This is a genomic window from Treponema saccharophilum DSM 2985, assembly GCF_000255555.1.
In the GTDB taxonomy this organism is placed as follows: Bacteria; Spirochaetota; Spirochaetia; order Treponematales; family Treponemataceae; genus Treponema_D; species Treponema_D saccharophilum.
This window is the reverse complement of sequence record NZ_AGRW01000053.1, coordinates 17,581-31,964: the sequence shown is the minus strand read 5'-3', so window position 1 is coordinate 31,964 and position 14,384 is coordinate 17,581. Positions and strand designations below refer to the sequence as shown.

The following is a 14,384-nucleotide window of genomic DNA, read 5'->3' as shown; positions in this document are numbered from 1 at the left end:
AAAAAAGGAACTGTCCCGCGCCGTCGTGCTTTTTGGGTGGGGGGAACGGGGACGCAAGCAGGGATGGAATGGGAATTCCATTTAGAGGCTTCCTTGCCCGCGCCTTCCGTTTTTCAGCATTCTGCGCGCGGCGACGGTTCCTACCATTGCTTTTTCAAAGCCCGCGCACTTTCCGCGCGAACATGCGGGCGATTTCCTTGGAGGATGTCTCGTTCGTCAGCGGGTTTTTGAACGACTGCGTGGCGAACAGGCTCGCCGACGACGCGTCCGCTATTGCCGAGAACGTCTTTTCGGCAGCGCCGCCCGCGCTCGATGCGAAAACGGCGACTTTCTTTTCCGAAAAATTTTTCCCAGCGAGGAACGTGTTTATCGGCGCGGCGGGTTTTCCTGCCCAGACCGGCGTCCCGATTACGATTGTGGAGTAGCCGGAAAGGTCGGGGATGGCGGTCTTGAGCTTCGGGCGCGCGTTCGATATCGCGTCCTTCCCGCCGTGGAAGAATTTGACAAGTCCCTTTTTCGGGTATTCCTTCTCCGTCTCTAGCCTGAGCAAATCCGCTTTCATTTCGTCGGCAATTTCCCTTGCCAGAAAATCGACATTGCCTTCGAGCGAGTAGTAAACGACGAGTGTGTCAGCCATTCGTTTCTCCTTTTTTTTCGGATTTTATCCATTTATGTTGCGTACAATATATTGCAAATCGATTTTTTTCAAGTGCAGTTTCCTTAAAAAAACGATTGGCGGTGCGGCACTTGATTTTCGTGCGGATATGCATCTATTATATTGTATCAAATATATTTTCCACGAACGCCATTGCTAGGAGGATTTCGATGATTATTGAAGGAATTGATTCGCCTGTAGATTTGAAGAAACTTGGTGAAAGGGAGCTTCCCTCGCTCGCGGATGAGATTCGGGTACTTCTCCTGAACAAATTGTCGGAGAAGGGCGGGCATTTCGGGCCGAATCTCGGAATGGTTGAGGCGACAATCGCCCTTCATTACGTTTTCGATTCTCCCTCCGACAAAATCGTTTTCGACGTCTCGCACCAGACATACACGCACAAGATGCTGACGGGCCGCGCGTTCGCGTGGCTTGATTCCGCGCGGTACGACGAGGTGACGGGGTTCACGAATCCCGCGGAAAGCGAGCACGACCAGTTCACCATCGGGCATACGTCTACGTCGATAAGCCTCGCGCTCGGAATCGCGAAGGCGCGCGATTTGCAGGGCGCGAAGGAGAACGTCATCGCCGTCATCGGCGACGGCTCGCTTTCGGGCGGCGAGGCGCTTGAGGGGCTGAGCGTTGCCGGCGAGATGGGCTCGAATTTCATAATCGTCGTGAACGACAACGACATGTCCATCGCGGAGAACCACGGCGGTTTGTACACGTCCCTGTCGAAGCTCCGCGCCACGGAGGGAAAATCCGCGGACAACATATTCAGCGCGATGGGGCTTGATTACGTTTTCGTGAAGGACGGGAACGATATTCCGTCGCTCCTCACTGCGTTCCGCTCCGTGAAGGATTCCTCAAAACCCGTCGTCGTCCATATCGTCACGCAGAAGGGAAAGGGATACAAGCTTGCCGAGGAGAACCGCGAGCCGTGGCATTACGCGCAGCCGTTCGACCTCGGGACGGGAAAGCCGAGACGCGTGGGCGGCGGGGAGAACTACGGGAACATCTCCGCCGAATTCCTGCTCGGAAAAATGAAGAATGACAGCCGCGTCGCCGTCATCACCGCGGGAACGCCGACGATTCTCGGGTTCGACAAAAAAAGGCGCGACGAGGCGGGAAGCCAGTTCATCGATGTCGGAATCGCGGAGGAGACTGCGACGGCTATGGCATCGGGAATGGCGCGCCGCGGCGGAAAGCCTGTCTTCGGCGTTTACGGGACGTTCTTCCAAAGATGCTACGATCAGGTTCAGCAGGATGTCTGCGTCAACGGAAGCGCGGCGACGTTCGTCGTGTGCGGCGCGAGCGTTTGGGGAATGAACGGCGTCACGCATATCGGCTGGTACGATATCCAGATGCTCAGCCATATCCCGAACCTCCTTTATCTTGCGCCGACGAGCGTGGAGGAATATCTTTCGATGCTCGACTGGAGCATAGAGCAGGACAAGCTTCCCGTCGCGATACGGCAGCCCTCGAACGGCGTCGTCCATTCTTCGCGCGCTGTAAGGAAGGACTACGGCGACCTTTCATACGATGTCGTCAAGCGCGGGAAGGACGTCGCAATCATCGCGCTCGGTGATTTTTTCCAGCTTGGGGAGAAGGCCGTCGAAAGCCTTTCTGCTTCAGGAATCGACGCGACGCTCGTGAATCCCGTCTCGGCATCCTGCATCGACGGTGAATGCCTGAAGGAGCTTGCAAAATCGCACCGCGTAATCGTCACGCTCGAGGACGGAATCCTTTCGGGCGGTTGGGGACAGACAATCGCGTCGTTCTTCGGTGCCGAAAGCGGCGTCAAGGTCATAAACCGTGGATACAAGAAGGAATTTCTTGACCGCTTCAAGGCGGACGACGTGCTTCTGGACAACCGCCTGACGCCGGAGCTCATTGCCTCTGACGCGGCCGCCGCGCTGTGACGGGCATTTTCAGCGCTGTCTGATTGCCAAAAAGAAAAACTCCCGCCGTCCGGATTTTCCGTTCGGCGGGAGTTTTTGTTATCTTGGCGGGAGTGCCTTATTCCTTTCCGTTCCAGCAGTACGTGCAGAGCTTGCAGTGGTCAAGCCCCGTGGAGTCGAGCATATCGTCAAGGCGGTGGAAGCGCAGCGTCGTGAAATGGAGCTGCTTCCGTATCTCCTCCTGCATCCTCGCGTATTCGGGCGTGTCGGGGTCGCAGTATTTTGCGAGGGTCTCCGCGCTTACGTCGTCGCCCTCGAACTGCCTGACAACCCGGCGGGCAATCAAATCCATCTCGCTTTTTGAGCGGCTGAAGTTGAGGTATTTGCATCCGAACATAATCGGCGGGCACGCCGGGCGGACATGCACCTCGCGCGCTCCCGACTGGTATAGGAAGTCTGTCGTCTCGCGCAGCTGCGTTCCGCGCACGATTGAGTCGTCGATGAGAAGTATGCTTTTCCCTTTGATGAGCTGCTGGACGGGGATGAGCTTCATGTGCGCGATGAGGTTCCGCTGGTCCTGGCTTGTCGGCATGAACGAGCGCGGCCATGTCGGCGTGTATTTGATGAACGGGCGCGTGAACGGGATTCCCGCCTCGTTCGCGTATCCGACGGCGTGCGCCGTTCCCGAATCGGGGACGCCCGCGGCGCAGTCCGGGTGGATATTGTCGTCCATGTCCCTCTTCGCGAGGAATTTTCCGCAGTTGTATCTCATCGCCTCGACGTTCACGCCCTCGTAGCATGCCGTCGGGTAGCCGTAGTAAATCCAAAGGAACGTGCAGATTTTCATGTCCTTTTGCGGCTGCTGGAGAATCTCGTATCTGTCGGCAGTGACGTAGACAATTTCGGCGGGACCGAGCTCGTGCAAATCCTTGTATCCCAGATTTATGTACGCGAAGCTCTCGAACGAAAGGCAGTGCGCGAGAATCGAGCCCTGCGCGTCCTTCTTTATACCGATTTGCAGCGGCGTCCTTCCCATTTTGTCTCGCGCGCCGTAAATTCCGTCGGCGGTCGCGACGAGCATCGTTATGGAGCCTTCGATTTTCGACTGGACGTACTGGATTCCCTCGAGAATCGTGTTCTGCGTGTTTATGAGGGCAAGGATGAGCTCCGTCTGGTTGATTTCGCCGCCGCTCATCTCGATGAAAAGTCCGCCGTTCTCCATCAGCTCCTTTACGAGCGCGTCCTTGTTCGTCACGATTCCGACTGTCGTCAGCGCGAAAACGCCCAGATGCGAGCGGGCGAGAAGCGGCTGCGGCTCGTAATCCGAAATGCACCCGATTCCGAGGTGCCCCTTCATCTCCTCGATGTCGTTCTCGAATTTCGTGCGGAACGGCGAGTTCTGGATGTTGTGGATTGCGCGCTGGAATTTGCCGTCCTCGCGGTAAACGGCAAGCCCTCCGCGCCTCGTTCCCAGATGCGAGTGATAGTCAACGCCGAAAAACAAATCCAGCGAACAGTTGTCCTTTGAGACGACTCCGAAAATTCCGCCCATATGTTGCCCCTGAAAGAAGAATCCCGGAACTGCTGCATCCCGGGGTTCCGAATTTTGATTTGACCTGCCCGAAGAATTGAATTCCGCGCTGCCCGTCGGAACAAATCCTAGCCGAAATCGGGCGTTTTTTCTACGTTTCTCCCGGCGGTGGAAAAAACGCGCGTCGGGTAATAAAATTGGCGCATGGAAAACAAGAAAAAGAAATCCGACATAACCGACTACATGAAATGGCGCGGCGACATCCCGTTCTCCGCAAGCCCCTTCAACGAAATCGACGCGCTGATTTTCTGCCAGCTTTCGTATGCGGACATCTCGCGGATTGCCGGAAGCGGTTTTTCCGGCGGGAAGCGTCTTTCCGAAATAGCCGCCGCGTTCGAGACCGCGCCCGATGCCGATGAGCGGCGCGATTTGGGAGTTCTTCTCGACCCGCGGACGAGCGACCTTCTCGTCGATGCGGGAAAATCCGCGCGGTTCGGGGGCGCTGTCGTGCGGGCGTTCGTCGATGAGTACGACGAGAAAAGGGAAGTGCAGTTCTCCGCGGTGACGTTCAGCCTTGACGGGGAGGGGACGTTCGTCGCGTTCCGCGGCACCGACGACACGATTGTCGGCTGGAAGGAGGATTTCAACCTCGCGTTCATGGAAAGCGTTCCCGCGCAGGATTCCGCGCTCCGCTATCTTTCCCGCGCGATGGCGGAGACAGAGGGAGCAGTCCGCGTCGGCGGGCACTCGAAAGGCGGGAACCTCGCGATTTATTCCGCCGCCCACCTTCCCGAAATGGAAAAGGCGCGGATTGCCGAAATCTTCAATTTTGACGGCCCCGGTTTCCGCGAGTCCGACCTTGCGAGCGAGGAATTCGCTTCGATAAAGGAAAAAATCCGCTCGTTCTTCCCGCAGTTCTCGATTGTCGGGATGCTGTTCCACCACTTCGGCGGATATTCCGTCGTCGAAAGCGACGAGAAATTCATCATGCAGCACAATCCGTTCTCGTGGGCAGCCGGCCCGCACTCGTTCGTCAGGAAGAATTCGCTCGACGAGGGCAGCGAGGTTTTCTTCCGCGGCTTCAACCGCTGGTTCGCGGCTCTTTCGGAAAATCAGCGGAAGCAGTTCGTCGAGACGCTTTTTGGCGTGATAGAGTCGTCCGGCGCAAAGACGAACACCGAGCTTTCGAAAGACGCAATCAAAAACGCCGCGACCATCGTCCGCTCTTTCTCCGCCCTCGATCCCGAAATAAGGGACGAGTCCGCGCGCCTCATCCGCGCCTTCGTAAAAATAATCAGCTCCGAAGCCGGCACCTCAATCCTCCAGCTCCTCCCGTCCATCCGAACTTAGAACGGAAAAAAGAATGCAACCGCCCCCGCGCACCGTCGAACGATTGCCCCTGCCAAGCCGAACTTAGAACGAGAAAAAGAATGCAACCGCCCACTGGGCACGGAAGGTGCGCCCCCGCGCACCGTCGAACGATTGCCACTGCCAAGCCGAACTTGGAACGAGAAAAAGAATGCAACCGCCCCTCGGGCACGGAAGGTGCGCCCCCGCGCACCGTCGCACGATTGCTCCGACCAAGCCGAACTTAGAACGGAAAAAAGAATGCAACCGCCCACTGGGCACGGAAGGTGCGCCCCCGCGCACCGTCGAACGATTGCTCCGACCAAACCGAACTTGGAACGAGAAAAAGAATGCAACCGCCCACTGGGCACGGAAGGTGCGCCCCCGCGCACCGGCGAACGATTGCTCCGACCAAGCCGAACTTGGAACGAGAAAAAGAATGCAATCGCTTGTTGAACGCCTTTTGTTTGGGTAGAATGGCGGTCATGAATGCAATAATTACGGTCGTCGGAAGCGACAAAGTGGGAATCATAGCGGAGGTCAGCGCGCTGCTCGCCTCTCACAAAATCAATATAGCGGACATCACGCAGACAATCCTATCGGGGAATTTCGTCATGATGATGATGGTCAGCTTCGACAATGCGGACATTACGATTGATGCGCTTCGCACAATCCTCGCCGAGACGAGCGGAAAACTCGGCGTGGAGATAAACATCATGTCGGAGAAAGTCTTCACGTCCATGCACAGAATCTGAATGCCGCCAGAAATCCCGGGGAATTTCCTTCCGGGATTTTTTTATGCGGAAAGCGATTTTTTGTCGGACAGATTAAACCTGTTCGATAACGTGCAGACAGCAATTTTTGAACATCGCATTTTAAGGTAGCCTGCTCGGAAAATTCAGATTCAGAACAGGTTTATTATTCTCGCGCTTCGTTTTCCTGATGAACCAAATCGCGACGATTCCCGACGTGATTCCGACAAGCCCGTTCGACACGAGCATCGCGATTCCGACGGCGGGAATTCCTATGTCCGTGAAGCGGAGGAGGAGGAACAGCGGCGGAATGCGGTAGACGAACAGCCGCACGAGGTTTATCACCATCGATATGCGCGTTTTTCCGAACCCGTAGAGAAGCCCCATCACCGAGGCGTTTATCGAGACGAGGACGGAATCCCAGCATTCGTATGTGTAAATCGCGTCGATTTCCCGCGCGAACGAAGCGTCCCCTCGGGCGAACATCAGGATGATGCTGTCCTTGAAGACGAGCATTGCGGCGAAGAAGAGCGACGCGATTCCTATGTTTATGACGAGCGTCCTGTAGAAGATGCCGAGCGCGCGGGAAAGGTTCTTGTTCCCGAGGTTCTGGCTGATGAGGCTCGTCTCCGCTTCCTGGAATCCTGCCGGCGGGTTCGTGGAGAAGCCCCCGAGCCTGTTCGACACGCCGAGCGCGCCGACGACTGTCGTTCCCATGCCCGCGCACATGGAATTCACAATCACCTTTCCGAACGCGAAGATGAATTTCTCGAGGAAGACGGGAATGCTGATGGTGGCGAGCGGAAGCAGGAACGTTTTTCTGAACGAGCAGCAGCGCGCGCTTATCCTGAAAGGGTTTTTCCGCGAGGTTAGGTTCAGCACCGCGATTGATGTCAGAGACGCCTGCGCGACCATCGTCGCGACGGGAAGAAGAAGCATCGCCGTGTCCGCCGTGACGATTCCCGATTTCATCAGCCGGATTGCCAGCGCGTTCAGCACGGTCTTTGCGACCATGACGAGGATGTTGCACCACATTATCGTCTTCGTGTTGCCGCGCGATTTTTCCGTGGCGAGGTATATCGTGTTGACGAACTGGAAGAGAATCGCCGTTATCGCAATCATGAAATAGATTGTTCCCTGCCCCAAAAGCTCTTCCGGCATCCGGAGCAGAACAAGGAACGGGCGCGCGAACGGAAGCGCGACAAGAAGTATCGCGGCGGCAATCGCGATTGCGGAAAAGAAGAGCGTGCTTATCTGCTCGCGCACTTTCTCCATGTCGCCGCTGCCGTAGCTCCTCGAAATCAGTATCGAGCCGCCCACAGAAAGCCCCGAGCCGACCGCGAACAGCATCGTCTCAATCTGCGATATGAACGAGACCGTGCTGACGACGCCTGCGCCCATGTTCGCCGCGATGAGCGTGTCGACGAGCTGGAAAACCTGATGAAGGCTGTTGTAGAACACGAGCGGAAGCGCGATGACGAAAATCGTCGGCACCTCCGCGCCCTCTAGAATCATCTTCCTGCGCTTTTTTTCCTTCTCGCCGAGGACGATTCCGCCCTGCGCCTCTTTTTCCGAATCCATCCGTTTCATGGCGACATTCTAGAGTACGGTTTTTGAAAAATCTGTACGGTTATTGCTGAATTTTGCTTTTTTTGTGCGTATTTTGCTGTTGTCATTCGGCTGCGTCCGTATACTATTGGTGCCGTTCCGGAGGTTTTTATGCAGAACATGCGCGCGGAGCCTGACGACTACAGGCTCACTTCGACAGGATGCGGATTCTCGCTCATAAAAAAATCGCACGCGATAACGAACCCCACGCGCCATTTCCACCCGTGGTGGGAAATCCTCTACATCGAAAGCGGGGAGCGGACGTTCTTCTACGCGAACAGGACGCTCCACATCACGGCGGGGACGTTCATCTGCATCGCCCCGGGAATCCTCCATCGCGCGGTGAATCCCGAGGGCGAGGTCTGCAACCTGTACAACGTGTATTTCGCCGACGACAACCTTCCCCTGAGCGGAGAGAGCCCGCGCTTCAAATTCATCGCGCCGCTTCTCAAAAATTGCGACCCTTGCATCGCGCTCCTTCCGGACGTGCAGTCGGAGATAACGGCGCTTTTCTCGAAGATGGGAAGGGAAATCCTTTCTGCGCAGGACGGATGGAAGAACATGGTCTGGGCGTACCTTTCCGAGATTCTCGTCACGGTCTCGCGCCAGAAAGCGTCCGCCGGGGTTGCGGTGCAGCCCACCGCCGAGATGAACGGGCACATCGCCGCCGTAATCGACTACCTGAACGTCAATTATTCGGGAAGCGTCAGCTTGGCGTACGTCGCGGACATGTTCGGGCTGAGCCGGAGTCATCTGAGCCGCTCGTTCAAGGAGGCGACGCATTTCGGGTTCGTCGAGTACGTCAACAGCCTCAGGATTACGAAAGCGTGCCGCCTTCTTTCCGACGGGAGCCGCTCCGTCCTCGACATCGCGATGGAATGCGGGTTCGGCTCGCTCACGCAGTTCGGCAGGTGCTTCCGCGCACTCACGGGGACGAATCCTCTCGAATACAGGAAGCGGCGGACGAAAGCGCTTTAGTATTCCGGAAAAAGGCTCAGGGTCGGCATGTTTGGCGAAGCTGTGATATAATCAGATTCTGTTTCGCGTGCCCGCAGGAAGAATTTTCTCCCGCGCGCGATTTTATCGGTGTGAATCTCCGGGAGCGTTTGTCTTTGGGGATTATTTTTGTTTTTTAGGAGAGACGTATGGATTCAATCGACAATGAAATCGACCCGACAATCGCGGCAATGCTTGCGGATGTGAACGACTCCAAGCCGGGAGCATCGTCGGGATTCGGTGACGATGCTTTCGGTTTTTCGGATTCCGACTTCGGTGCGGACGACGACGGCAGGGTATTCGACGGAAATCCAGAAAGAGAGCCATACAAAGTTGACATGAGGCGCGAGCGAATCCTTGAGGTGAAGAAATTCTTCGACGAGGAGCCGTCCCATTATTTTGACGACAAAAGCTACGAGAACGGGAGCTACTACAGGAGCGCGCTTGAGGGCGAAGGACAGCAGGGCGCCCGCGTCAACCAGCTCCTGAAAAAATATCTCACCACTCAGGACCCGAAGGAGCGCGCGCAGTACAGGATGCAGATTGTCAACGCATGGTGGGAGCTTTTGCGCGTCATGTCGCCGAAAGTAATCGACAAGCGGCTTCCCATGGCGAAGCGCTTCCTCATCCGTTTTGGCGTCGTCCTTCCGTCGCTCTTCACGCCCGAGCAGAAGGCGATGTTCTCGAAGGTGCCGTTCAAGAACGAGATTGGCGAGCCGATTTACTATCTCGACGAGTGGCTTGAGGAAGTCGCGAAGAACCACATCGCGCCTTCGGCGACTGACGAGAAGCACATCAGGGTTTCCGCGGGTGCGGACGGCGAGCATCAGAAGCTGCTCCAGCTCAAGGCGAAGAACGACGGGCGCATTCAGGCGGCTGAGGGATTCGCGAACGCGAAGCAGGCTGAGCGTCAGGGGATGGAGCTCGAGCTCAAGAACAGAATCGAGACGTTGTGCGAGCACGAGCGCGTCATCGGTCTTGACGGCGGGCTGAAGCAGGCGTACACGGAGTCGCAGAAAGGGCTTTTTGCCGACATATTCGAGCGGCTGCGCGCATTGCAGAAAATCGACAAGGACATTTCGACGTATCTGAAGGAGCTTGAGGAGGCGCGCGAAATCGGAATCTCGCTCGAGCAGAAACTCAGCGACCAGGGAATCGTGGACGAGAGCATAGACAGCTCGCTCATCGACGACGAATTCGGCACGATACGGCAGATGGCGAAGATGTCCTGCGGAAAGCGCGGAAACCCGTTCCCCGTTTTCACCCGCGAATTCTTCCATTGCCCGCCGCACGGCGTCGCGTTCCGCGAGGAAGTCGCGAACATCCTGCGCTGGGTCGAGATGAACGACCGCTCCGTCTTCAGGAAAAAGTCGAAGGGAATGATAAACCGCATACTCCCGTTCGTCCTGTGCATCCCGACATATGGCGATTTCGGTTTCTGCTGGCAGCCGTTCGACAGGCTCAACCGCTCATCAAGCCGCGGACGCCTCATAATCCCGATGTATCCCAAAAACCTCAAGGTCTCAATCCTCATGGCGGTCGCCGATTACCGCTGGCAGTACGCGAAGGAGAAGGCTGTCGACTGGACCGACCCCGAGGACGGAATCACCGGTCAGTATTACCAGTACATCGAGTCGAAGAAGATTAAGGGCGACCTCAAATCATACTTCATCGCCGACTACGTCACGTGGATGACGAAGGAAATCGAGGGAACGCAGGTGATGGAGAAGGAGCTTCGCGGCATATTCTGGAGAAGCATCCCGTTCAGCAAGGAGCGCCGCGAGATGCTGAGCAAGCGCAGCATGGTCTACCTCGACCTGTTCAGGAAGGATTCCGTCAGAATCGGAACGTTCACGAAGGACGAGCTGAAGGAATACAACAAGGTAAACGAGCCGTACGATTCGCTCCGCTTCCCCGGAATCGGCGATGATTGACGGGACATTCCCCGGTTTTTGAGGTTTGACTCACGCCGGGGATTTTTTTGGGGGAAACGCCCGTCCATGCGCCAAAACTGCTTTTTCCGTTCCGCCACCCGAACGGGGAATGGCAGATTAAACCTGTTCGGAAAACTCGCTTTGCTGTTCCGCATGAAAAATAATGCAGCCGTTTTTACGGACAAAGCCGAACATTACGAGAACGACGACGAGCGTATGGAGACTTCGCCCGAATGCAGGCATTTCGTCCCGCCGTTTTCCGCCTCGACGACAAGCTCCGCCTCGTCGGATATTCCGATGACTTTCGCGCCGTACGTCTCGCCCGTCATTCCCGCGGCGGGGTTCACGGTCACGGTCCTTCCGATGAGCATCGATTTTTCCTTGTACGATTCCATCATCGCCTTTTTCGCGTCCGAACCGTTGTTTTCCATCGCGTCGTACAGCGAGAGCAGGTTTGCCGCGGTCCGCGCGACGATTTCGTTGCGGGACACGCCTTTTTTCGCGCCGTCACCGAGAATGTCCTCGACGCTTCCCGCGATTTCCCCGAGCGCGCCGGGAAACTCGCCCTTCCTGACGTTTATTCCGATGCCGATTATCGCCGCCTCGACCGTTCCCGTCTCGAAATTCGCGATTCCTTCCGTAAGAATTCCGCATACCTTCTTGAATTTTCCGTTCCCGACTTCGAGGAGGATGTCGTTCACCCATTTGATGCGGCAGTTCGTCCCGTAGATTTCGTCGAGCGCGCGGGAAACTGCGACTGCCGCCGCCGCCGTGAGCATCGCGGGATTCGTCACGCCGTTTTTGGGGGAATGGATGAGCGAGAAATAGATTCCGGAATTCGCCTTCGAGACGAATTCCCTTCCCATGCGCCCGCGTCCCGCCGTCTGCTCCCCGCTGACAATCAGCTGCCTGTTGAGCTTCTTTCCGCCCTCGGTGAGAGAGCCGTCCGCGTTCCTGAACGAGCCTGCCTCCGCGCAGAGCCGTTTCGCCTCCGTGTTCGTCGAGTCGATTGTGTCGTGCGCCATGACGGGCGGAATCGTGCAGCCGAGCGACTGTGCGATGCGTCCGATTTCTTCGCCGGAAACATCATCCGGCATGTGCGAAATCATATATCCCTTGTTCTTCACCGCATCGATGAAGTACCCCGCATTCCTGAGCGATTCGATTGCCTTGTGGACAGCCGCCCGCGATATTCCGCATTCCTGCGCCATAAGCTCGCCGGAAACGAATTCGCCTTTTCCCATCATTTCAAGAATCTTCTCTTTTGTCGTCATGCGCGGGATTTTAAAACACAAACACATTTTTCGCCATAGCGCGTGACGGGGGCGTTTTTTCGTCATCGCCTTTTTGAAAACGACGCTCAACGTTTTGTTGATGGATTTGGGGCTGTCGTGCGGGTAGAATGGGCAGAAGAGGTACAATCTAATGAAATATCAGAAACTTTTTGAGCCTATAAAAATCGGCAAACTTGAAATCAAGAACCGCTACGCAATGGCACCGATGGGACCGCTCGGTCTTGGAGACTGCGAGGGCGGCTGGAATGACCGCGGAATAGATTACTACACACGCCGCGCCCAGGGCGGAATCGGTCTTATCATAACAGGCGTTACGTTCTCGGACACGGAGGTTGAGAAGCCTTCGTTCCCGAACACGCCGAATTCAACGTACAATCCTGTTCAGTTCGTGCGCACGAGCCGCGAGATGACTGAAAAAGTTCACGCTTACGGCGCAAAGATTTTCTTGCAGATGAGCGGCGGATTCGGACGCGTTACGATTCCTACAAACCTCGGAGAATTTCCGCCGGTTTCAGCATCTGCAATTCCGCACAGATGGCTCGACAAAACGTGCCGTCCGCTCACCGTCGAAGAAATCCACGGAATCGTAAAAAGCTTCGGAAAAGGCGCGTTCAACGCAAAACGGGCTGGCTTTGACGGAGTGGAGATTCACGCTGTTCACGAAGGATATTTGATTGACCAGTTCGCAATCTCGTTCTTCAACCAGAGAAATGACGAATACGGCGGAAGCCTTGAAAACCGATTGCGTTTTGCCCGCGAAATCCGCGAGGAAATTGCGCGCACGTGCGGTCCTGACTTTCCGGTCGCGCTCCGGTTCTCCCTCAAATCGATGATTAAGGACTGGCGCGAAGGCGCTCTTCCGGGCGAGAAATTTGAAGAGAAAGGCCGCGACATTGCAGAAGGAATTGAGGCCGCAAAACTTCTCGAACAGTACGGATACGACGCTCTTGACGTTGATGCCGGAACATACGACGCCTGGTGGTGGAATCATCCGCCGATGTACATGGAAAAGGCTCCGTACAAGGAATTTGCGAGAATCACAAAAGAGAACGTCAAGATTCCTGTAATCATGGCAGGCCGCGTTGACAATCCGGACACGGCACTCGGCTGCCTCGAAAAAGATGTTTGCGACATGATTTCGCTCGGTCGCCCGACTCTCGCAGACCCGGACATTGTAAACAAAATCCGAAGGAACAACTTGAGCCAGATTCGTCCGTGCATTTCTTGCCAGGAAGGCTGTATGGGACGAATCCAGACGTATTCCCTCATCAACTGTGCTGTTAACCCGCAGGCGGGAAAGGAACGGGTGAACAGATTCAATCCGATTGTCCGCAGAAAGAAGGTTCTCGTTGTCGGCGGTGGCGTGGCTGGTTGCGAAGCCGCACGTGTGCTTGCTGAGCGCGGACACGAGCCTGTTCTTTACGAGGCAAGCGACCGCTTGGGCGGAAACCTGATTCCGGGTGGCGCTCCTTCGTTCAAAGAGGACGATTTGGCTCTGGCAAAATGGTACGAGGACGAGATGAAGAGACTCGGCGTAGAAGTTCACATGAACACAAAAGCCGGCGAAAAAGAGATTTTGGACAAGTCTTACGATGCCGTGATTATGGCGACAGGTTCACGCCCGAAGAGATTCTCGCTCGGCGATGACGACAAAGTGTACTCCGCAGAGGAAGTTCTTCTCGGAAAGAAAGATGCCGGAAACACCGTTGTTGTGGTTGGTGGCGGACTTGTTGGCTGCGAGCTTGCCCTTGACCTTGCGATGAAAGGAAAGAAAGTCACAATCGTTGAGGCTTTGGGAAAACTTTTGGCTGTGAACGGACCTCTTTGCTCTGCGAACCGCGAAATGCTCGAAAAACTCATTCCTTTCAACGGAATCGACGTTTGCTGCAACGCGAAAGTCACTGGATTCAAGAACGGCGTTCTTTGTGCAGAAACAGCTGGCGGAAAAAAGGAATTCAAGGCCGACAGCGTAGTTCTCTGCGTTGGATATTCGAGCGAGAATTCGCTTTACAACCAGTTCAAGGACTGTCTTGACGAAGTGTACCTTCTCGGCGACGCTCGGCAGGTTTCGAACATCATGTACGCAATTTGGGATGCCTTTGAGGTAGCGAACAACATCTAATATGTATGCGAACCGCGCGCGGGGAGTTTCTTCGGGCGCGGGAAAACATAACTTACCCCTCTTTTTTTCTCCGCCCGGTACTGTATCGGGCGGAGTTTTTGTGCCGTTTCACCATTCGGCGTGGCGCATTCCTCAAAAAGGCATCTTATTGCGCATGGACGCTCTGATTTTTTTTCGGGCGGCTTCGGTTTCGCCGCCATGCAGCTTTCAGAAATAGAAACATTTGACCTTTTCTGAAACTGA

10 protein-coding genes are annotated in these 14,384 nt (G+C 55.7%); 6 read left to right on the top strand and 4 right to left on the bottom strand.

Features of this window, described 5'->3' with window-relative positions; translation table 11 throughout:
• Positions 1 to 154: 154 nt before the first annotated feature.
• Positions 155 to 637 carry a flavodoxin gene (locus TRESADRAFT_RS11730; protein WP_002705932.1) on the bottom strand — a complete coding sequence of 161 codons (483 nt, stop codon included), beginning with the start codon at positions 635 to 637 and terminating at the stop codon, positions 155 to 157.
• A gap of 188 nt (positions 638 to 825) precedes the next feature.
• Here TRESADRAFT_RS11730 and TRESADRAFT_RS11725 point away from each other — a divergent pair, with 188 nt between their 5' ends.
• The gene (locus TRESADRAFT_RS11725; RefSeq protein ID WP_002705931.1) at positions 826 to 2,577 is read left to right on the top strand and encodes a 1-deoxy-D-xylulose-5-phosphate synthase; all 1,752 of its coding nucleotides are present in this window, start codon (positions 826 to 828) and stop codon (positions 2,575 to 2,577) included.
• A gap of 97 nt (positions 2,578 to 2,674) precedes the next feature.
• On the opposite strand, the gene TRESADRAFT_RS11720 is transcribed toward TRESADRAFT_RS11725, so the two are convergent.
• The gene (locus TRESADRAFT_RS11720) at positions 2,675 to 4,108 is read right to left on the bottom strand and encodes an amidophosphoribosyltransferase (protein WP_002705929.1); all 1,434 of its coding nucleotides are present in this window, start codon (positions 4,106 to 4,108) and stop codon (positions 2,675 to 2,677) included.
• Between the two features lie 183 nt (positions 4,109 to 4,291).
• On the opposite strand from TRESADRAFT_RS11720, the gene TRESADRAFT_RS15340 reads away from it, so the two are divergent.
• Together TRESADRAFT_RS15340 and TRESADRAFT_RS11710 are read left to right on the top strand one after the other, a co-directional pair.
• Entirely contained in the window at positions 4,292 to 5,437 is a 1,146-nt protein-coding gene (locus tag TRESADRAFT_RS15340) for an Mbeg1-like protein (RefSeq protein ID WP_002705927.1), read from the top strand.
• Positions 5,438 to 5,919: 482 nt separating this feature from the next.
• Positions 5,920 to 6,189, top strand: coding sequence for an ACT domain-containing protein (locus tag TRESADRAFT_RS11710; protein WP_040843048.1), 270 nt, complete (start codon positions 5,920 to 5,922; stop codon positions 6,187 to 6,189).
• Between the two features lie 120 nt (positions 6,190 to 6,309).
• On the opposite strand, the gene TRESADRAFT_RS11705 is transcribed toward TRESADRAFT_RS11710, so the two are convergent.
• A complete protein-coding gene (locus TRESADRAFT_RS11705; RefSeq protein ID WP_245534354.1) occupies positions 6,310 to 7,776 on the bottom strand; it encodes an MATE family efflux transporter in 1,467 nt (488 codons plus the stop codon).
• A 129-nt stretch (positions 7,777 to 7,905) separates the two neighbouring features.
• Here TRESADRAFT_RS11705 and TRESADRAFT_RS11700 point away from each other — a divergent pair, with 129 nt between their 5' ends.
• Both TRESADRAFT_RS11700 and TRESADRAFT_RS11695 read left to right on the top strand, forming a co-directional pair.
• Complete coding sequence (locus tag TRESADRAFT_RS11700) at positions 7,906 to 8,772, top strand: AraC family transcriptional regulator (RefSeq protein ID WP_002705921.1); 867 nt, start codon at positions 7,906 to 7,908, stop codon at positions 8,770 to 8,772.
• A gap of 167 nt (positions 8,773 to 8,939) precedes the next feature.
• Positions 8,940 to 10,724: a hypothetical protein gene (locus TRESADRAFT_RS11695; RefSeq protein ID WP_002705919.1), complete on the top strand. Its 1,785-nt coding sequence runs from the start codon at positions 8,940 to 8,942 to the stop codon at positions 10,722 to 10,724.
• 194 nt (positions 10,725 to 10,918) lie between these two features.
• On the opposite strand, the gene TRESADRAFT_RS11690 is transcribed toward TRESADRAFT_RS11695, so the two are convergent.
• Positions 10,919 to 11,998, bottom strand: coding sequence for a biotin--[acetyl-CoA-carboxylase] ligase (locus tag TRESADRAFT_RS11690; RefSeq protein WP_002705917.1), 1,080 nt, complete (start codon positions 11,996 to 11,998; stop codon positions 10,919 to 10,921).
• Positions 11,999 to 12,149: 151 nt separating this feature from the next.
• On the opposite strand from TRESADRAFT_RS11690, the gene TRESADRAFT_RS11685 reads away from it, so the two are divergent.
• A complete protein-coding gene (locus tag TRESADRAFT_RS11685; protein WP_002705914.1) occupies positions 12,150 to 14,141 on the top strand; it encodes an oxidoreductase in 1,992 nt (663 codons plus the stop codon).
• The last annotated feature ends 243 nt before the right edge of the window (positions 14,142 to 14,384 follow it).